This is a genomic window from Arcicella sp. GW821-FHT09D11, assembly GCF_059416265.1.
This window is the reverse complement of record NZ_JBWKOV010000001.1, coordinates 429,653-448,919: the sequence shown is the minus strand read 5'-3', so window position 1 is coordinate 448,919 and position 19,267 is coordinate 429,653. Positions and strand designations below refer to the sequence as shown.

Sequence of the window (19,267 nt, the reverse complement as noted above, 5' to 3'; positions counted from 1 at the left end):
TTGAGTGATTTATTATTATGCATTTTTTACCTTATTTAATCTATCTAATATATTGTTGTGTTTCATTCAAAGAATAAATTAAAGTTTTCAGTAAAACTTACTTCATTGAAAACAAAAAAAGGCAAACCTAAGCTTGCCTTCTATCAATATTTTTAACGATTAACATTATTATTTCAAAACCTGATAAACAATAAATGCTGAAACATAAGCTAGGCCAGTCATATAAAATAATTGGATAGCTGGATATTTCCATGATTTAGTTTCGCGGTAAGTAATTGCTAATGTACTCATACACTGCATGGCAAAGGCATAAAAAATTAATAGCGAAAAGCCCAAAGCAGTATCATACATAGGTTTACCCGTTTCTGGGTTGATTTCCGCACGCATTCTGTTCATTACTGTAGAGTTTTCATCGTCTACTTCACCCCCTAAACTATAAATAGTCGACATCGTACCGACAAATACTTCACGTGCTGCAAAAGAGGTGATTAAGGCAATTCCGATTTTCCAATCATATCCCAATGGCTTAATCACAGGTTCAATTACTTTACCAAAAACACCAGCATAAGAATTTTCTAATTTCTGTGAAGCTATTTTATTCTCCAACTCGATACCCGTCAATGTTGGGTTTTCTGCTTTTATTTTAATTTCAGCTCGTTCAATCGCATCTCCTGGGCCGTAACTGGCTAATACCCAAAGGACGATTGAGATTGCCACGATAATCTTACCAGCTTGAAAAACGAAAGCTTTTGTAGAATTCCAAATCGTTATGGCAACATGTGAAAACCTAGGGCCTTTATAAGAAGGCAATTCCATAATGAAGTAACTTCTTTCTTTTACTTTCAAAAGTAACTTCATAATCCAAGCTGAAACCAATGCTACAAAGAAGCCTAATAAATATAAAGCAAACAAGGCTACTCCTTGTAAATTGAAAATACCGAACAAAGAACTCGTTTCTGGCACCACAAGGGCAATCAATACTGTATAAATAGGTAGACGTGCCGAACAAGACATCAATGGCGTTACCATGATGGTAATCAATCGGTCTTTCCAAGAGCTAATACTACGCGTACTCATGATAGCTGGTACGGCACAAGCAACCCCTGAAATTAAAGGCACAACTGATTTTCCACTCAAACCGAATCTTCGCATCAGTTTATCCATGATAAACATCACTCTCGACATATAGCCTGTTTCTTCCAACATTGAAATAAAGAAGAACAAAAAGGCAATTTGAGGAATAAAAATCAATACGCCACCGATACCAGAAATCAATCCATCGGTGAGCAAATCGGTTAGTTTAGAATCAGGAAGTTCTGTTTTAAGGAACTCGTTGAGGGATGCTATGCCACCATCAATCAAATCCATTGGATAGGTTGCCCAAGTAAAAATGGCTTGGAAAACGATAAACAAAATGGCTAAGAAAATGAAATAACCCCAGAAACGATGCAAGAATATTTTATCAAGGCGGTCTGTCCAAGTATTGATAGGGTCTTCTTCAATAGGCATTTCATGTAAACAGTTATCCACAATTTCATTCAATTGTGCATACCTTGCCATGGTTTCTTTTGATTGTGCTTCTTGGGTTTTCCAACCATACTTTGTTTGCAGTTCGTCAAAGCCTACTCTTTGTTGCGTATTGAATTGCCTTAAATTATCATGTTCCGAAAGCCAGAGTAAGGCATGATAATCGTCGGTATCTCCATATTTCTGTTTGATTTCATCCACCAATTCGCTTGAATAAGCCATTGGTAGCGTATCATTAGAATTATAACCAGATGCCAATGTTTTATTCACTGCCAAACGTAAACCATTTAATCCGATACCTTTTTTGGCATTAACTTCGGCAATCTCAACGTTTAATTCACGCGCTAATTTTACTGAATTGATTACAATTCCCTGATTTTCAGCAACATCAATCATATTTAAAGCTAGTACAGTAGGAATGCCTAAATCACGTACTTGGCTGAAAAGCAATAAATTGCGTTTAAGGTTGGATGCATCAGCTACAACAATGGCTAAATCTGGATAGTCGGGATGTTGTGGATTAGCCAAAATGTTGATAACTACTTGTTCATCCACAGATTTGGGATAAATACTATAGATACCTGGTAAATCTAGAATTTCAGCATCATCCCCACTTTCTAATTTCCATTTACCAATTAGTTTGTCCATCGTCACCCCAGGAAAATTACCTGTTTTCTGACGAAGACCAGTTAGTGAATTAAATAATGATGATTTCCCAGCGTTTGGATTACCGATGAGAGCTATTTTTGGAGATTTTTTCAATTTTTTAAATTAAATTAACGGCAATTTTTTGAGCGTACTTCATACAAAGAGGCTTTAAGCTGAGCAACTGAAACGATAAAACTGAATTTTGCAGTTTTTGATAATTGCCTTTTCGTCAAGAAAACACACAAATATCATATTTCAATTACTGTTAAGCAACTACAATCGTTGAGGCTTCATCTACTCTCATCGAAAGTACGTACCCAGAAACCTTAACAGCGATAGGGTCACCAAAAGGAGCAATATGTGTCATAGTTACTTGTGTACCGGGTAAACAACCCATTTCAAGTAATTTTAACGATAAACCTTCGTCTGTAAAATTAACGATAATTCCTCTTTCTCCTATTTGTAAATCTGCAATGGTTTTCATGGGCTTTATTTATCAGTACTCAACTGAATAGAAATTCAATTCTAAAAACAGAATCAAACAGTCAATTTCATGTAATCTTGAAATGATTTATTTAGACTTATTCTAAAACAAATGCAAATTAACAAAGAGTTCCTTCATTAGAAACAATTAATGACTAAAATCATTTTGGAATGTCAAAATATTATTTTGTTTCATGACCAAGCGTTTTGTTTGTGTCGTAACTTTGCAAAAAAATACGCAAAATAGACAATTGCTTATTCCGCAGCATGTACAAAGAGATTAAAGCTTTAATAGAAAAGGAAATTACGCTTGAACTAAGACAAAAATATGCCCTTAATGGCATGCTGTTATATATTGTTAGTACAGTGTATGTTTGTTATTTGTCTTTTCGGATGAAAGCTAATCAAATCGATAAAATTACGTGGAATACACTGTTTTGGATTATTTTATTATTCACAGCAATGAATGCCATTGCCAAAAGTTTTACCCAAGAGCGATACGGAAGACTTTTATATTATTATACTTTGGCTAGCCCTGTAGGCATTATTCTTTCAAAAATTGTTTATAATACGCTTTTGATGTTAGTGCTAGCTTTGGCGGGCTTTGGGGTTTATGCAATAGTAATGGGTAATCCTGTAGGAGATATGCCATTGTACCTAGCAAGTATAGTATTGGGTGCAGTAGGGTTTTCGAGTACACTAACAATGATTGCAGGTATTGCATCTAAAGCAGAGAACAGTGCTACGTTGATGGCTATCCTTAGCTTTCCAGTAATATTACCAATGCTATTGATGTTATTGAAAATATCTAAAAATGCTTTGGATGGCTTGGATAGAGCAAGCAGCTTAGACGAAGTATTTATGCTGTTGGCCATAGATGCTATTGTATTAGTGTTGAGTGTAATTCTTTTTCCTTTTTTGTGGAGGAGTTAGAGGAGAGGCAAGAGACAAGACGCAAGATTCTAGACTTTAGGACTTTGAGCCTTTAGAGACAAGAGGTAAGACTTTAGATTTGAGTTTGTTGGCTTAAATATTTGTAAAAGGGAAAAGATATAAGTTGAGGTTGATAAAATAGATTATGGAAATTATCAATCACTAGATTACAAAAAAAATAACGAGAGAGTGATAAAATGTAGAGTGAAATAGTAAATCACTAACTCACAACTCACTCAATCACAAATAATATAATGAAACAAAACTGGTATAAAATTTTGACCGTAGTGCTATTGGCCTATGTAGTAATTTGGGGTTTTCTAGGACGTATCCCTAGTCAGCCTATTCTTCATGAAACTGCTCGTAACCTTTATTTTCATGTGCCTATGTGGTTTGCGATGTTTGCCATGCTAGGTGTTTCAGTATGGAATTCTATCCAATATCTCCGCAATCCTTTAATGAGTTTTGATGATAAGGCATCAGAATATGCCAATACAGGGATTGTGTTTGGGATTGTTGGCATTGCTACAGGCAGTATTTGGGCAAGATATACTTGGGGTACTTGGTGGACAAATGATGTGAAACTGAACGGAGCGGCTATTGGGCTGTTAATCTATTTCGCTTACATTATCCTGAGAGGTTCTTTTACAGATGAACAGCAAAGGGCAAGGATTTCAGCGATTTATAACATCTTTGCGGTAGCTCTGTTGATTCCGTTATTGATTATTTTACCAAGAATGACAGATTCTCTTCATCCAGGAAATGGTGGAAACCCAGGTTTTAAACCGATGGATACTGAACATACGATGAGAATCGTTTTTTATCCTGCCTGTATTGGTTGGATTTGTCTGGCTTTTTGGATTACTAGCCTACGATTAAGAATTAGAAAATTGATAGCATTGAATCAAGATTAGAAATATGAAAAAATCACTTTCGTTAATTATTTGCTTACTGATGTCTGTAAGCCTTTTTGCTCAGGATAACGCCGCAGGAGAACCTGAAATGGCGGATAAATTATTTGCTGACGGTAGAATTTATGTGGTAGTAGCAGTTGTTGCAACCATTTTTGCAGGAATTATTGTTTACTTAATAAATCTTGATAGCAAGATTACTAAGTTAGAAAAACAACTTAAAAAATAGCTGTGAGCTTTGAGCCTTCAGCTTTAAGCTTTTAGGAATGAGCGATTGGAAAGTTAGATGTTGGCTTGCCAATGTAATTGTCAGCCTAATCACTCACTAACTCACAACCGCGGCGGCGGACCGCTCACTCATTCACAATTCACTCAATCACAAATATGAAAAAGACTCATATCATCGGACTTATCGTAATTGCTATTGCAGTTGCCATCCTTGTTTCAACAGGTACGGAGGCAAGTACTTATGTTGATTTCTCTGTAGCTGAAAATATGGCTAAAGCAGGAGATAATGACCAAGTACACGTAGTTGGGAAATTAAAAAAAGATGCTTCTGGTAATATTCAAGATTTGGTTTATAACCCTGTATTAGATGCCAACCATTTAGAGTTCATGCTTATTGATAACAATGGTCGTGAACAAAAAGTAATCTATAATGCGCCTAAACCACAAGATATGGGCAGAGCAGAGCAAATGGTGATTATCGGCAATATGGATGGCAATGTGTTTAAATGCGAGAAGATTCTACTAAAATGTCCTTCAAAATACCAAGATGGTAAAGTAGAATTCAAAGAAGCAAAACCCGAAAAACAGTCATAATTCTCTTGAATATTAAATAGCTTTCAGCCATCAGCTTTAGGTTATCAGAACATTGCGATAGCAACTTTATCAACGATTTTGGAGTTGGTATTTAGGTCGATTCAATCCTACTCCAAAATCCCAATTCCCTTTATGTTACATACAACCATCGGAAATATTGGTCATTTGTTTATTATTTTGTCTTTTGTGACATCATTAATTTCAACAATTGGCTACTTCAAATCAGTACAAACGACTGATTTATTACAGCAAGCTTCTTGGAAACGCTTTTCGCGTTTCGCTTTTTATATCCACGGAGCCGCAGTTGTAGGAATTATCGCAGTCTTGTACACCATTATTTACAAGCATTATTTTGAATACCACTATGCGTGGTCACACTCATCAAAAGCATTACCCGTTTATTATATTGTTTCTTGTTTTTGGGAAGGTCAAGAAGGTAGCTTCTTACTTTGGATATTTTGGCATGCAGTATTAGGTATTGTACTAATCAACACCAATAAACATTGGGAAGCACCCGTAATGGCCATATTTGGGGCTGTTCAGGTATTTTTATCTTCAATGATTTTAGGAGTAGTATTGCCATTAATTGATTTAAAAATTGGCTCGTCTCCATTTTTATTAATGCGTGAAGCCATGCCAGACTTACCAGTTTGGACGATGAAACCAGATTTTGTACCCGAAGACGGAAACGGGTTGAATCCATTACTTCAAAACTATTGGATGGTTATTCACCCACCAACACTTTTCTTGGGTTTTGCTACTACCTTAATTCCTTTTGCTTATGCTATTGCGGGGCTTTGGAGAAAAGAGTTTAGTGAATGGATTCGTCCTGCTTTGCCTTGGGCTTTAGTATCGGCGTTGGTATTAGGCGTTGGTATTATTATGGGGGGCTATTGGGCTTACGAAACCTTGAATTTTGGTGGATATTGGAACTGGGATCCTGTTGAAAATGCTTCGTTTGTACCTTGGTTAGTATTGATAGCGGCCATTCACTGTATGATTATCTACAAGAATAATGAAGCTGCCCTTCGTACCTCTTTTATCTTGGTCGTAGCAACATTTATCTTGGTTTTGTATTCAACCTTCTTGAACAGAAGTGGGATTTTAGGAGAAGCATCCGTTCACTCATTTACTGATTTAGGACTTTCTGGTCAGTTATTGATTTATATGTTATTCTTCCTGTTCGTGGCAGTAGTGTTACTAATCATCCGTTGGAAAGAAATTCCTTCAGACGATAAAGAAGTAACTACTTACAGCCGTGAGTTTTGGATTTTTATGGGTGCTACTACGCTTTGCTTGTCAGCTTTTCAGATTATTGCCGCTACGTCGTTGCCAGTATATAATAAAATTGTAGAAGGGTTAGGGTTTGTTTCAAAACTAGCACCACCAGCTGATGCACCAACCTACTATTCTAAATTTCAATTATGGTTTGGCGTAGGTATTGCAATTTTCTCAGGGATTGGACAAGCATTTTGGTGGAGAAAAATCAAGAAAGAAACGCTTAGTAAACATTTACTTACACCCCTTTTGTTGAGCTTAGTGTTAACATTTGTAGTAATATTTTTTACGGCCAAAACGCAAGTCGGAGATTTTTTTAGTACACCAACTTACATTACCTTATTGTTCGGAGGAATTTTCTCTATCATCACCAATGGAAGTATTTTATTAGATATTTTCAAAGGGAATTATAAATTATCAGGCGGAGCAGTTACACATATTGGAGTAGCCATGATGCTTTTAGGAATCTTGTTTTCTTCGGGCTATTCAAAAGTAGTGTCTATTAATAATAGCGGTTTTGCTATTTCTGAAAAAGACGAAGCCTTTACAAAGGATAATGACAAAGAGAATAAAGAAAACGTAATTCTTTGGTTGAATACACCTTCTGAAATGAGTGATTATACCCTTACTTACAAAGGCGTGAGGGTAGAAGGAAGGGAATTACCTGAATACCTGCATCCTAAACAAGTAGAATTAATCGAGAATGATTTCCATGCGGTAGCTTTAGAAGACATCGTTCAGCAAGGAAAGAAATACTATTCAGTGGGCGATACTTTACCAGTTTTCCCTGAAAATAAATTCTATGAAATTGATTTCAGAGACAAAGAAGGGAAAATCACTACGCTGTATCCGAGATTTCAGATTAATAAAAAAATGGGTAATGCACCTTCCCCAGCCTTGAAACATACGATTGGCGGTGACCTTTACACCTATGTGGCATTAGCCCCAAATTTGGAAGAAAAGGAGTGGAGTAAAACCGAAAACTTTACGGTGGCGTTAAAGGATACATTTTTCTTGAACGACTATGTAGCTGTGTTAGACCAAGTAAAACGTGTTGATACGTATGAAGGCAAACCTTTAGGTGCTAACGACGCAGCCGTACAAGCGACGATTAAAGTAATGGGCAAAGACTTTAGACCTTATGAAGTAAATCCTGTTTTTGTGATTAAAGAAGGTTTAGTAGCAATGCCTTCAGTAGAAAACGACGAGATTGGTGTAAGAGCTAAATTTACGAATATCGACCCTAAAACTGGTCAGTTTGGGTTTGCCATCAATACTACTCAGCGAGATTTCATTATCTTGAAGGCTATCAAAAAACCATTAATCAACCTACTTTGGTTAGGTACTTTTGTATTGATTATAGGCTTTGTAATGGCTATTATCAGAAGATACCGAGAGTTTAAATTAATGAGAGATAAAGGTTTTTAAGTGACAAAGGTTAACGCTTGGTGATTTAACATTGAAAAGCGTTAGCCTTTGATATATTAACATTTAAGATTAACATGAGTAAGAAAGAAATACTTCTCCTTTTCGCAGCCATTGGTTTCATCATCATGTGGATATTAGATTTACGTGCTGGTTTACCTGCGGGGCTAGAGCCTACCTTTTGGAATAAAATATTTTATCATTATTCATTTTTAATGTTTGCGATGGTTTGTTTGTTTTATTTCCAATATACCAAGCAAATCCGTTTGAAGAAAGAGGAGGAAGAAGCAAAAAATAAGCCTGCTGAAAAGCCCAAGGATGATAAACAAGCCCAAAGAAAGGCATTAATGAAAGGGAAAAAATAAGTGATTTTTAAAGAATTCTTTCTATATTTGAAAAAGAAACAACAATTCTGTTAGGTATATCTCTAAGCTCCTAACCCAAAATATGGATTCCCAACAAGCACTAAGTATAATAATAGCCATTATAGCCTCGGCATTTTTTTCAGGGGTTGAAATGGCCTTCGTATCTGCCAATAAACTGTACTTTGAACTCCAAGCCAAACAAGGAGTAATCACGGGGCAGATTATCTCAAATTATCTTAAAAATCCTTCAAAATTTATCGGTACGATGCTCATCGGGAATACACTTTCCTTGGTAGCGTATGGTATCTTTATGGAAGGATATTTACATCATGAAATAGAAGCCTATTTGCCCATTTCGGGAATAGCCGCTGGATTAATAGCTTCTTTTATCGGTACAATTATCATTTTAGCTACTTCTGAATTTACCCCTAAAAGTATATTTTTATTGAATCCTGACGGCTTTTTAGAAGTACTAGCCATTCCAATTCTGATTATTTATACGTTGATGTACCCATTGGTTTGGGCAATTGTAGGTTTATCTAAATGGTTTATTAACAATATCTTACGACTAGAATATTCAGAAGAAAGACCAGCTTTTGGTTTGACTGATTTGAATAATTATTTACAGAACCTTAATCGTAAAACATCTACAGAAGAAGAAGCAGAGGTTGATACAAAGATTTTCAATAATGCCCTTGAATTCAAACAAGTACGTGTACGCGACTGCATGATTCCAAGAACGGATATTATAGGAGTGGATATCGAAGGTGGAATTGAGGAATTGAAAAAAGTATTTGTAGAAAGTGGTCATTCAAGAGTACTGATTTACAAAGAAACCATGGAAGATGTATTGGGATATTGCCATTCTTTGGCATTGTTTAAAAAACCCAAAGAAATTCAGGGTATTCTTACGCCTATTCCTATTGTGCCAGAGGCCATGCCTGCCAAAGATTTATTGTTTCGCTTTTCTAAAGAACACAAATCGTTAGCGTTGGTAGTGGATGAATTTGGAAGTACTGCTGGTTTAGTAAGTATGGAAGACGTAATGGAACAAATTTTCGGTGAGATTGAAGACGAATACGATGATAATGAAAACCTTACCGAAAAACGAATTGAAGATAAAACCTATTTGCTTTCGGCAAGATTAGAGATTGATTACCTAAACGATAAATACGAATGGAATCTTCCCGAAGGTGATTATGATACTTTGGGCGGAATGATTATTAGCATTAATGAGGACATTCCCGAGATTAATGAAACGATTATCCTCCACCCATTCAACTTTCAAATCATTGAAATGACAGACGCCAGAATTGATATTGTTAAGTTGCTTATAATAGGAGATATCGAAAAGAAATCAGAATCTTTTACGATGAAACACTAGGTCATCTATAAGATTACATTCATTAAAGTCTGGCTTTTCATTTCTGTTTCGTACCATTCTTTCACAGGGTTAGAATCTGCGGTGATGCCACAGCCTGCAAAAAAAGTAGCGTGATTTCCTTGAATTTTTACTGTTCTGAGGTTGACAAACAGATGACTTTCGTCTTTAATATTTACAGGGCCTAAAAAACCACTGTAAAATTCACGATGATGGAGTTCTGTTTCAGCAATCAAACGTAATGCAGCATCCTTAGGCATTCCACAAACGGCCGAAGTAGGATGAAGTAATTCAAGCATGACAGTGCCTAGTTGTGGGAAATTGAGGGCTTTGGTATCAACTTTAAAGTCGGTTCGTAAGTGCATCAAATTCCCAGCCTGTACGGTTTTAGGACCGCTCTCACAATATTCTCTCAAACGGATTTTCTTAAAACACTCAATCACATACCTGCTTACGAAGGCTTGTTCTTCAATTTCTTTATGTGACCAACGAATGCTGATAGGTGAAAGCATCTCTCCGTTATCACCAATGGCAGATTGAGTTCCCGCTAAAGACATCGTTTTGAAAATCCCTTGCCCATCTACGCTTACTAAGGTTTCAGGAGTAGCACCTAACCAAATGGCTTCAAATTCTGGTAAATAGACTAAAGAGATAAAGGCATTAGGATAGGCTTTACACAATTTCTGGAAAGCATCGATAATCTCAAAGCTTTCGGGCAAAGTAACATTCTTAGTTCTTGATAAAACTACTTTTTGCATTTCCCCATTTTCTATGGCTATAATAGCTTTGGAAACCATTTCTGCAAAAATCATTTCATTGTATAAACCACCATTCCATTTATCTAAGCTACTGTCTAACGAATCCTTAAGTCTTATTTCTTCTTCTTGTTTCGCCGACGCAGGTTCAATTGTTTCTTCGTCTGAATAATGTAGGTATTTTTTTTCAAAAATTGCTGCTTCAAGGGTTTTGCCTTTGATGGCATCTTCTATCTCTTGATTATTGGTATCAAAACGATAGTATAGGTCACCTCTAAGGAATAACGATTCACCCTGAAAAGGACTCATGACAAAGCCCGCAGGTAATTCATCTAAATCAGTTTTTTTTCGCTGAGTACTCCCAGAAAGATCAATGATAAGTTGTTTCTCGGTAGATTGTGGCAATTGCCATAACGCCATAGGAAAACCTTCTGAAAAAGCCGTTTGCCAGAGTTTTGCTAATTTGTTTGTTTGTTGTAAAATATGAAATTCCGAAGTCGGGGTCATATCCTGAAGTTTTATAGTGATGTATTATTGATGTAAAAATAACATCTTGTATAGTAATGAGGTTTCAGAAAACTTAAAATTTTCCTGATATTTTCTAAGATGTTGAGTATTAGTAATTTGTATTTTATTGATATGCTTCAACTATAAACGTTTTTCAATAATAGCGGTTGTCAATCTACTAGCACACACTAAATCTCCTTTTTCATCGGTTATTTTTATGTCCCAAACGTGCATAGTTCTTCCGATTTTCAAAGGAGAACATTTGGCATAAACATAGCCCTCACGTGCTGACTTTAAATGGTTCGCATTGATTTCAATTCCTACTGCCGCGTACTTGTCAGGGTCTTCCAAAACCATCCATGAGGCAATACTTCCTAACGATTCTGCTAACACTACCGAAGCCCCACCATGCAGTAATCCCATAGGTTGTTTGGTTCTTTCATCGACAGGCATTTTAGCAGAAATGTAAGTATCTGTAACTTCGGTAAATACGATTCCTAAGTAGCCTACCATGTTACCTGCACTTCTTTCATTCAATTGTTCGAGGGTATAGGATGTTTTTATCATGTCAGATGGTATGAATTATGTTCAAAAACTGTATTTTTGCGGGAAATTAGTCAAAGTAAATTGTTATTTTATTGATTAACTTTATAAAAGTTGAAAAAAGGCGAGAAATACTTTATTAAGATTGCCATAAATATAATCCTTCAAATCAATGTCTAACGACCAATCAAAAACTCCAAAAGTTAAAACCATTTATTTAATCCGTCATGGAGAAACAGACTTCAACCGTCAGGGAATAGTTCAAGGCAGTGGTGTAGATTCTGATTTGAATGAATTAGGACAAGCGCAGGCTGAAGCTTTCTATCAAAAGTATCAAGGTATTGTTTTTGATAAAGTGTATACTTCTGCTTTAAAGAGAACCCACCAATCGGTAAAAAAATTCCTTGAAAAAGGGCTTCCTTGGGAACAACACGAAGGACTTAACGAAATCAGTTGGGGAGTACGTGAAGGAAAAGTACCTAATGATGTTGATAACGAATATTATAAAATATTAATAGACGGCTGGATTAATGGAAAGGTAGATATGCCTTCTGAAGGAGGAGAAAGTCCACTAGATGTATTAACTCGCCAGAAGCCCGTGATAGATTTAATTGTATCGCGTTCGGACGAAGAAACAATTTTGGTAGCCATGCACGGCAGGGCTATTAGGATAATCTTGACATTGTTGCTTGAACGAGAGCTACACGAAATGGATACCTTTGAACATGCCAACCTTTGTTTATACAAACTTACTTATGATTATGAACAAGGTAAGTTTTCTGTAGAATTAGAAAATGACCTTTCTCACTTAGACGACCTAATCGTTGAATAAAATCATTCAGGGAAATATGGCGTTAAAATACTTCAACACATATTTCCCTCAAATCTTCATTTCTTCTTTTATCCGTTTATCATCCCCACCTTCCGTTTACTGAATAATTCCATTGCTTTTTATTACATTGCCTTAATTTGTTATAAAAAAGGATAGAAGAAACGGTAGTAAATAAATATATACGCTTTTATTTGAAGTGTATTTGAATAGATTAATATGTCTAGAGCTAAGTTATATTGGATTCTGCAAGTATTCGGCTGGTCAGCGTGGTTGGCCAACGAGGCCTTGATTTATTCGAATGATTTCGGTTGGTCTTTAGATTGGTTTGTGGCGGCATTATTAAATGTTGTTGTAGCCATTATAATTACACATAATTTCAGGAAAGTAATAAAAAAATACGGATGGGTAGAATTGCCAATAGATAGAGTAATCCCACGCATATTGATAGCGGTGGGGTTTATGTCGTTTTTTATGGCGTTTGTGAACATCCCTTTAGATTCTTATTTATTACGTGAAGAAGAAGGACGAAACCTATGGTCTTTCTTTTTTGTCATGCAATTCATATTTAGCTGGGCAAAGCCATTAATGATTTGGACATTGTTTTATTACGCTTCACACTATTTTGAACGGAAGTCGGAAGTAGAAGTAGATAAAATACGATTAGAATCATCGGTAAAAGAAACAGAATCGAAAGTATTAAGAGCACAAATGAATCCGCATTTTATGTTCAATGCGTTGAATAGTATTCGTGCGTTGATTTTGGAAGAACCCGACAAAGCCCAAAAAGCGGTTACGCAATTATCCAATATTCTGAGAAGTTCTTTATTGGCAGATAGACGAAAAACCGTTTCGCTGTCGGAAGAGCTAAGAACTGTTGATGATTACTTAGCCTTAGAGAAAATAAGATACGAAGAGCGTCTGCAAATCAGAAAGAATGTCTATCCAGATACTATGCACGTGCAAGTTCCGCCGATGTTATTACAAACGCTGGTAGAAAATGCCATAAAACACGGCGTATCGAAGCCTGTAAAAGGAGGATTCGTAAGCTTAGAAGCAAAATTAGTAGGAAAGAATCTATTGATTATTATCAGTAATACAGGTATTTTAGAAACGACAGAATCAGGAGGCTTTGGACTAGAAAACACTGCACATAGATTAGAATTATTGTTTGGACCAGAGTCTAAATTTAGAATTTATCAAGCTTCCAAAGAGGTAGTAACAGCCGAGATTACCATACCGATACCCTCAGTAGAACCAGAAAAAGATACACCGTTTTCAAAAATAACCAATATAGTAAAACCCAAAGTGACAATATAATGTATGATTAGTTATAAAGGATAATACCGCTAATCAGAAACCATAAAATTAAATATGAAGGCTATTATTGTTGATGACGAACGTTTGGCAAGAAACGAGTTAAAACGCTTGCTAGAGAATTTTCCTAAAATTAATATCGTTGGCGAAGCTGCTAATGCTGATGAAGCAGTAGTGCTTATCGACGAGGTACATCCAGATTTATTGTTTCTGGATATTCAAATGCCAGGCAAAACGGGCTTTGATTTGCTAAGCGACCTTGAAGGAAATGTACCAGAAGTGATTTTTACGACGGCCTACGACGAATATGCTATTAAAGCCTTTGAATTTAATGCCCTAGATTATCTACTAAAGCCAATAGAATTACACAGACTTAGCGAGGCAATTCAGAAAGTAGAGGAGGAGTTTGACCGTCAAAAGCAACTTACAGAAACAGTAAAAGATAATACAATAGTATTAACTGAAAATGACCAAGTATTTGTAAAAGATGGTGAAAAATGCTGGTTTGTACGCTTAGGAAATGTTCGTTTGTTCGAGTCGATGGGGAATTATGTAAGGTTATATTTTGATGACCAAAAGCCATTGGTGCTGAAATCATTAAATGCCTTGGAAGACAGATTAGACCCTAAAACCTTTTTCAGAGCCAACCGTAAACATATTATCAACCTAAAATACATTCAGAAAATTGAACCTTGGTTTTCGGGAGGATTACAAGTAACCTTGCGAGAAAGCGGTGATAAAATCGAAATTTCTAGACGCCAAGCCATTCGCTTTAAAGAATTATTAAGTTTATAGACATTGATATGTTCATTAATTACAGACAGTCACCGTAATTGATGAACATATTTTTTTGACATGGAAAAGCCAAGTATTGCTCAACTGCATAATCCTAATTATTTTTCATTGATTGAATCGTTTAGGATTGAAGAGATGATGAAGTTTTTGATGAGGGAATTAGGGGTTAAACCTACTAGCTCGAATCAAACGAAAAAGCCTCTTGCTCAAAAAATCATTTTTGTGGCTTTATTAATGGTAGGCGGCGTTTTCGGATATGTGATTAGTAAACAGATAGGGCAAGCAAAAATTGATTTTGGACAAATAGCAGCAGCATTCCCAGTCTTATTATTCATTTTATTACCCATTCATGAAGGTATTCATGGATTAGTATTTAAAATATTGGGGGCTGAAAAAGTAGGATTTGGTTGGACACCCAAAAGTTTGATGGTATATGCTTATGCTCAAAAATTTGTGATGAGCCTTAAAGAAAATGCCATCGTGGCGGTAATGCCTTTTCTCGTGATTTCTTCGGCATTGATAACAGCCTTGGTATTTATTCCTAGCTACAAGGTGTTGATTATTACAACCTTCATATTGCATACTTACGGTTGCTTAGGAGATTTCATTTTGATTAAATATTACACAAAAAATCGTCATAAAGAAATGTTCACTTATGACGATATTGATGAAGAGGGAATGTCTTATTTTTTTGAAAAAGATTGATGCTTACCCCCTAAGGTTAGCCAACTTGTGTTCTTCAAGAATCGTAATTTCACTACCATTTACTTCAATAAGCTTATCAGATTTAAAATCGCTCAGGGTTCTGATAAGTGATTCTGTGGCAGTACCCACTACCGAAGCTAGGTCGTCTCTGGAAATTCTGATTGAAAATTTATCTTGTTTTTCAGTTTTATATTTTCTTGATAGCATCACTAGTGCATCCGCCGTACGCTTTCGCAAAGAATTATAAGCCATTTGGGTTAAATGCTTTTCCTTTTCGTGGATATCATTCGCCAACATTTTGATGAATTTATTGGCAACAGACTGGTTTCTGGTGATTAGTTCTAAGAAATCATTTTTAGGAATACCGATAATTTCACAATCTTCAAGGGCTTCTGCTGATTCTTGGTATTCACTACTTTCTATGATGGCGATATGACCGAAAAAATCCCCCGAATTGTATAAGCCCGTAACGAACTCTTTTCCATCACGATTAGACTGATACGTCTTTATTTTGCCTGACTTTAAAAAGTAAAACTTAATAGGCTCATCGCCTTCGGTATAGATGATTTGCTTCTTTTTAATGTTCGATATTTTCCTATCCTTAGAAAGAGAATTGATATCAACATATTCACGTGCTTGCTGATAAAGCTCTTCTATTTCTGATTCGGTATTTTTAAAGGCCTTCGTAAGGTTATCTATTTTCTTTAACCTGCTTTCTACAGCATTCAAAAGTTCGATTTCCTGAAAAGGTTTTGTGAGGTAATCGTCAGCGCCCATTTCCATTCCTTTTCGATGGTCTGAACGTTCAGCTTTAGCAGTCAGGAAAATAAATGGAATATTTTGTAAATCTGGATGTTGACTAAAAATATGCAATACGCCATAACCATCTAAGATAGGCATCATGATATCGCAAATTACTAAATCTGGTTTTACTTTCTGGGCAAGCTCAACCCCAACTTTTCCATTTTCGGCTGTATGAACATTATAACTAGCAAGTTCTAATATTTCAGCAGTGGTTTCTCTGATGTCATCACTATCTTCGATAAGCAGGATTGTTTTCATGTGTGTCAAGATTTAAGATGTTTTTTAATAAAGAGTGGTTTAAAATTATAAATCAAACTTAATACTAAAAGTTGTTCCGCGATTAAGTTTACTTTCTACAAATACTTGTCCACCAAGTAACTCCGTATATCGTGCCACAATGTGCAAACCCAAACCAGTTCCTTGAATATTTGTAACGTTAGCACCCCTAAAAAAGCGGTCGAATAAATGTTTTTGATCCTCCTCTGAAATACCAATACCTTGGTCGGATACTTTAAGAATAAGCATTTTTTCAAGCTTTTCTGTAGATATACTTATCGTTGTATTTTCATTTGAAAATTTCACCGCATTAGAGCCTAGATTAATAATGATTTTCCTGAACAACGATTTATCAAGACATACTATAGTATCACCGAAATGCTGATAATCTATTCGCTGATTTTTCTTAAGCATATTCTTTAAGTCGTTTATACTTTCTTCGACTAGTGTTGGCAATTCAAAATTAGCCAACTTAGCATATACTTTTCCTTCTTCTAGTTTACCTACAGAAAGGAATTCCTCCAATATATCAGTCAAATTGCCCACAGCATTCATAATTCGCTGTGTATGGCGTTCTCTTTTATCTTGCTCTTCAGTTTTAACATATTTTTCAATTAATGAAGCCGCCGAAAGAATGGCTGTAAGGGGTGTTCTAAATTCATGCGACGCCATTGAAACAAACCTTGATTTTAGCTCGCCCAATTCTTTTTCTTTGTTAAGGGCAACTTCAAGCTCTTTTTTAGATTGCTCTAAGTTCTTTAGCGTTTCAACCAAAGCATTCGTACGATTTACTACTTCTTTTTCAAGACTATTATTCAGTTTCTGTATTTCAGTAGTTTTTATTAATAAATCGGTCTCGGCTTTCTTCTTGAACGTAGCATCATTAATAAAAGAAATATAATAAGGCTTGCCGCCCGATTTAAAATGACTTAAACTAATCTCTACGGGGAAAAGGGTGCCATCTTTCTTACGAGCCTTTAAGTCAAGCCCAATACCCATGGGTCTTGACTGTGGCTTATGGGTATAATTTTCGTATGTTTCGCGATGCTTCTCTCTAATATTGTGTGGAATCAATACTTCTAGTAATTGCCCTTCTAATTCACCCGTTTCATAGCCAAATATTACATTGGCAAAACGGTTTGATAAAATAATCTTGCCTTCACGGTCAACCATGACTAGCCCGATAGCAGCGTGCATAAATAATGCTTCAAAACGGTTGTTATCGTCCTCTAGTTGCTGTTCAGCATTTCTTTGATAGGTAGTATCATTGATTCTAACCAAGTAATATTCCTTCCCTTCGCTTTCAAATATTGAAATTTGAAGTGTTCCCCAAAATTGAAGCTTGCTTGAAGTCTGAAAGAGTGCTTCTTCAATCCTAGTTTGCTTGGTTTTTACATGCTCATATATTTCGTTACGATTATCTAAATTCAGTTTATCTTTTCTAAAGCCTTCTGGATATTTTGCAGCAAACTCCTCTATATCGCTAACTTCAAACATGTTTAAACCTACTTTATTAATGAAGACATACCGATTGGTATAGATATTGTAGATACCCATAAACGTTGGGGTATCTTCTAGAATTGATTTTAAAAGTAGGCTATTGATAGGGAAGTCCATAGTAAAAGATATTAATATATGATAAAGGTACAAATTTGACAGGTATCAACGCAAGAAACTTGATATATGTCAGTTCCTGATATGATTCTAATGATAGCTAAAGCCCCAAAAGTTAAAGAAATTTATGATATAAATATTTAATTATCAAATTGTTGAAAATATGGATGAGATAACAAAAAACGTTTATGATACACAGGTGTTTAAATATGGCGTTTATCATAAAGAAAATATCAAATGGCTACTAAATTTAACTTTTTATCGGGAAGAATTAACGTACTTTTATACACTCATTGATGAAGTGAAGTCAAAAAACACTTTATTGGAAGTATTGAATCAAGCTTTTATTTTTGAAACAAGATGGCAAAATTTATATAAAGAGTCGGATGAATTAGTACACTTAATCAATCAAGAGCAATGGGGTTTTGAAGACGATGCATTGGGGAGAGAGTTTTTATTAGGAGAAGAGATTTATAACCAGCATTATATACTTCGTGAACGTTATCAAGTTTTTGAGAAAGAGTTTATTCATACCAAAAATGATTTTTATAAGTGTTTATCAAAAATTCTTTAATCCCAATAGTTATGAAATTTGAAGTATGTCACCATGAAAATAATCAATGGATAGCATCATTAGCTTTTTTTGCTGATGAAGTAAAGTACTTCCAAACGCTTTTAGAAGAGGTTAAAAGTAAAAATACGGAGGAGGAATTGTTAAAAGAAGTAGATACGTTCGATGAGCGATTTACTCATATTAATGAAGTAAGCGAAAATTTACTGATTGGTATCAAAACTCAGGAAAGTGCTTTTGTAGATTATGCCCAAAATAGACGTTTTCTGTTTGACGAACAAATGGAGCTAATTCATGAACGCCAAAGATCGGCATTCGAAATGCTTGAAAAAGACTTTAACTTTTCTAAGCATAAACTGTATCAATTCCTTAGCAAAATACTATAAATAAACGCTGATTTCAATTAAGTTTTAAAGGAGCTTACTTATCATGGGTAGGCTCCTATTTGTTTTTAATAGGCAATCAACTAAGCCTATAATGATGTTTTTTTTTAATATATAGTATTTATTGGTATTAATAAAGTATATTTAAAGACTATTCATGCAGGACGATATTCCTGTCTGCTCCACTAAATCCATTTTTTTTCGTAAAAGCCAAAAAAATAAAAATAAATTTATATTTTTGGGTTCTTCCAGTATGTCGTCATTTTATTTAAAAAATCAAGCAGATGAAAATAAAATTATATTTTCGTCCTCTCGGCTATTTATTTATTTTTATTGAAAAAAATCAAAAAAATCAAAATAAAGTTATATTTTTGATTTTAACATTATAATATATC

19 protein-coding genes are annotated in these 19,267 nt (G+C 35.3%); 13 read left to right on the top strand and 6 right to left on the bottom strand.

Annotated elements, in window-relative coordinates; translation table 11 throughout:
- Positions 1–168: 168 nt before the first annotated feature.
- Both feoB and AC07N0_RS01775 read right to left on the bottom strand, forming a co-directional pair.
- Positions 169–2,289 carry a ferrous iron transport protein B gene (gene feoB / locus AC07N0_RS01780; RefSeq protein ID WP_494587897.1) on the bottom strand — a complete coding sequence of 707 codons (2,121 nt, stop codon included), beginning with the start codon at positions 2,287–2,289 and terminating at the stop codon, positions 169–171.
- Between the two features lie 151 nt (positions 2,290–2,440).
- Entirely contained in the window at positions 2,441–2,659 is a 219-nt protein-coding gene (locus AC07N0_RS01775; protein ID WP_309913561.1) for a FeoA family protein, read from the bottom strand.
- A 266-nt stretch (positions 2,660–2,925) separates the two neighbouring features.
- On the opposite strand from AC07N0_RS01775, the gene AC07N0_RS01770 reads away from it, so the two are divergent.
- The 7 genes from AC07N0_RS01770 (at position 2,926) to AC07N0_RS01740 (ending at position 9,776) form a co-directional block, all read left to right on the top strand.
- On the top strand, positions 2,926–3,591 hold the full coding sequence (locus AC07N0_RS01770; protein ID WP_494587896.1) for a heme exporter protein CcmB: 666 nt from the start codon (positions 2,926–2,928) through the stop codon (positions 3,589–3,591).
- Positions 3,592–3,845: 254 nt separating this feature from the next.
- A complete protein-coding gene (gene ccsA / locus AC07N0_RS01765; protein ID WP_494587895.1) occupies positions 3,846–4,505 on the top strand; it encodes a cytochrome c biogenesis protein CcsA in 660 nt (219 codons plus the stop codon).
- 4 nt (positions 4,506–4,509) lie between these two features.
- On the top strand, positions 4,510–4,731 hold the full coding sequence (locus AC07N0_RS01760) for a CcmD family protein (RefSeq protein WP_492800543.1): 222 nt from the start codon (positions 4,510–4,512) through the stop codon (positions 4,729–4,731).
- A gap of 155 nt (positions 4,732–4,886) precedes the next feature.
- Entirely contained in the window at positions 4,887–5,324 is a 438-nt protein-coding gene (locus AC07N0_RS01755; RefSeq protein WP_309913574.1) for a cytochrome c maturation protein CcmE domain-containing protein, read from the top strand.
- A gap of 132 nt (positions 5,325–5,456) precedes the next feature.
- Positions 5,457–8,030: a cytochrome c biogenesis protein CcsA gene (gene ccsA, locus AC07N0_RS01750; RefSeq protein WP_494587894.1), complete on the top strand. Its 2,574-nt coding sequence runs from the start codon at positions 5,457–5,459 to the stop codon at positions 8,028–8,030.
- Between the two features lie 74 nt (positions 8,031–8,104).
- Complete coding sequence (locus tag AC07N0_RS01745; protein ID WP_494587893.1) at positions 8,105–8,392, top strand: hypothetical protein; 288 nt, start codon at positions 8,105–8,107, stop codon at positions 8,390–8,392.
- 82 nt (positions 8,393–8,474) lie between these two features.
- A complete protein-coding gene (locus AC07N0_RS01740; RefSeq protein WP_494587892.1) occupies positions 8,475–9,776 on the top strand; it encodes a hemolysin family protein in 1,302 nt (433 codons plus the stop codon).
- Between the two features lie 5 nt (positions 9,777–9,781).
- Here AC07N0_RS01740 and AC07N0_RS01735 read toward each other — a convergent pair whose 3' ends face one another.
- Both AC07N0_RS01735 and AC07N0_RS01730 read right to left on the bottom strand, forming a co-directional pair.
- On the bottom strand, positions 9,782–11,035 hold the full coding sequence (locus AC07N0_RS01735) for a chorismate-binding protein (protein ID WP_494587891.1): 1,254 nt from the start codon (positions 11,033–11,035) through the stop codon (positions 9,782–9,784).
- A 141-nt stretch (positions 11,036–11,176) separates the two neighbouring features.
- The gene (locus AC07N0_RS01730; protein ID WP_494587890.1) at positions 11,177–11,602 is read right to left on the bottom strand and encodes a hotdog fold thioesterase; all 426 of its coding nucleotides are present in this window, start codon (positions 11,600–11,602) and stop codon (positions 11,177–11,179) included.
- Between the two features lie 148 nt (positions 11,603–11,750).
- Between AC07N0_RS01730 and AC07N0_RS01725 the strand changes: the two genes are divergently transcribed.
- The 4 genes from AC07N0_RS01725 to AC07N0_RS01710 all read left to right on the top strand — a co-directional run bounded on the left by AC07N0_RS01725 (position 11,751) and on the right by AC07N0_RS01710 (position 15,224).
- On the top strand, positions 11,751–12,410 hold the full coding sequence (locus AC07N0_RS01725; protein ID WP_494587889.1) for a histidine phosphatase family protein: 660 nt from the start codon (positions 11,751–11,753) through the stop codon (positions 12,408–12,410).
- A gap of 216 nt (positions 12,411–12,626) precedes the next feature.
- On the top strand, positions 12,627–13,727 hold the full coding sequence (locus AC07N0_RS01720; protein ID WP_309913595.1) for a sensor histidine kinase: 1,101 nt from the start codon (positions 12,627–12,629) through the stop codon (positions 13,725–13,727).
- 54 nt (positions 13,728–13,781) lie between these two features.
- Complete coding sequence (locus AC07N0_RS01715) at positions 13,782–14,519, top strand: LytR/AlgR family response regulator transcription factor (protein ID WP_309913598.1); 738 nt, start codon at positions 13,782–13,784, stop codon at positions 14,517–14,519.
- 60 nt (positions 14,520–14,579) lie between these two features.
- Positions 14,580–15,224 (top strand): DUF3267 domain-containing protein, encoded by a 645-nt coding sequence (locus AC07N0_RS01710; RefSeq protein WP_494587888.1) that lies wholly within the window; start codon positions 14,580–14,582, stop codon positions 15,222–15,224.
- A gap of 3 nt (positions 15,225–15,227) precedes the next feature.
- On the opposite strand, the gene AC07N0_RS01705 is transcribed toward AC07N0_RS01710, so the two are convergent.
- Both AC07N0_RS01705 and AC07N0_RS01700 read right to left on the bottom strand, forming a co-directional pair.
- On the bottom strand, positions 15,228–16,286 hold the full coding sequence (locus tag AC07N0_RS01705) for a response regulator (RefSeq protein ID WP_494587887.1): 1,059 nt from the start codon (positions 16,284–16,286) through the stop codon (positions 15,228–15,230).
- Positions 16,287–16,331: 45 nt separating this feature from the next.
- A complete protein-coding gene (locus tag AC07N0_RS01700; RefSeq protein ID WP_494587886.1) occupies positions 16,332–17,921 on the bottom strand; it encodes a sensor histidine kinase in 1,590 nt (529 codons plus the stop codon).
- A 160-nt stretch (positions 17,922–18,081) separates the two neighbouring features.
- Here AC07N0_RS01700 and AC07N0_RS01695 point away from each other — a divergent pair, with 160 nt between their 5' ends.
- Positions 18,082–18,492 carry a hypothetical protein gene (locus AC07N0_RS01695; RefSeq protein ID WP_492800534.1) on the top strand — a complete coding sequence of 137 codons (411 nt, stop codon included), beginning with the start codon at positions 18,082–18,084 and terminating at the stop codon, positions 18,490–18,492.
- Positions 18,493–18,503: 11 nt separating this feature from the next.
- Entirely contained in the window at positions 18,504–18,875 is a 372-nt protein-coding gene (locus AC07N0_RS01690) for a hypothetical protein (protein WP_494587885.1), read from the top strand.
- Positions 18,876–19,267 lie beyond the last annotated feature (392 nt).

Bases quoted from the DNA above. Each gene is read 5' to 3' on its own strand.
- AC07N0_RS01775 (WP_309913561.1), bottom strand. From the start codon at position 2,659: ATGAAAACCATTGCAGATTTACAAATAGGAGAAAGAGGAATTATCGTT.
- AC07N0_RS01770 (WP_494587896.1), top strand. From the start codon at position 2,926: ATGTACAAAGAGATTAAAGCTTTAATAGAAAAGGAAATTACGCTTGAA.
- ccsA (WP_494587895.1), top strand. From the start codon at position 3,846: ATGAAACAAAACTGGTATAAAATTTTGACCGTAGTGCTATTGGCCTAT.
- AC07N0_RS01760 (WP_492800543.1), top strand. From the start codon at position 4,510: ATGAAAAAATCACTTTCGTTAATTATTTGCTTACTGATGTCTGTAAGC.
- AC07N0_RS01755 (WP_309913574.1), top strand. From the start codon at position 4,887: ATGAAAAAGACTCATATCATCGGACTTATCGTAATTGCTATTGCAGTT.
- ccsA (WP_494587894.1), top strand. From the start codon at position 5,457: ATGTTACATACAACCATCGGAAATATTGGTCATTTGTTTATTATTTTG.
- AC07N0_RS01745 (WP_494587893.1), top strand. From the start codon at position 8,105: ATGAGTAAGAAAGAAATACTTCTCCTTTTCGCAGCCATTGGTTTCATC.
- AC07N0_RS01740 (WP_494587892.1), top strand. From the start codon at position 8,475: ATGGATTCCCAACAAGCACTAAGTATAATAATAGCCATTATAGCCTCG.
- AC07N0_RS01735 (WP_494587891.1), bottom strand. From the start codon at position 11,035: ATGACCCCGACTTCGGAATTTCATATTTTACAACAAACAAACAAATTA.
- AC07N0_RS01730 (WP_494587890.1), bottom strand. From the start codon at position 11,602: ATGATAAAAACATCCTATACCCTCGAACAATTGAATGAAAGAAGTGCA.
- AC07N0_RS01725 (WP_494587889.1), top strand. From the start codon at position 11,751: ATGTCTAACGACCAATCAAAAACTCCAAAAGTTAAAACCATTTATTTA.
- AC07N0_RS01720 (WP_309913595.1), top strand. From the start codon at position 12,627: ATGTCTAGAGCTAAGTTATATTGGATTCTGCAAGTATTCGGCTGGTCA.
- AC07N0_RS01715 (WP_309913598.1), top strand. From the start codon at position 13,782: ATGAAGGCTATTATTGTTGATGACGAACGTTTGGCAAGAAACGAGTTA.
- AC07N0_RS01710 (WP_494587888.1), top strand. From the start codon at position 14,580: ATGGAAAAGCCAAGTATTGCTCAACTGCATAATCCTAATTATTTTTCA.
- AC07N0_RS01705 (WP_494587887.1), bottom strand. From the start codon at position 16,286: ATGAAAACAATCCTGCTTATCGAAGATAGTGATGACATCAGAGAAACC.
- AC07N0_RS01700 (WP_494587886.1), bottom strand. From the start codon at position 17,921: ATGGACTTCCCTATCAATAGCCTACTTTTAAAATCAATTCTAGAAGAT.
- AC07N0_RS01695 (WP_492800534.1), top strand. From the start codon at position 18,082: ATGGATGAGATAACAAAAAACGTTTATGATACACAGGTGTTTAAATAT.
- AC07N0_RS01690 (WP_494587885.1), top strand. From the start codon at position 18,504: ATGAAATTTGAAGTATGTCACCATGAAAATAATCAATGGATAGCATCA.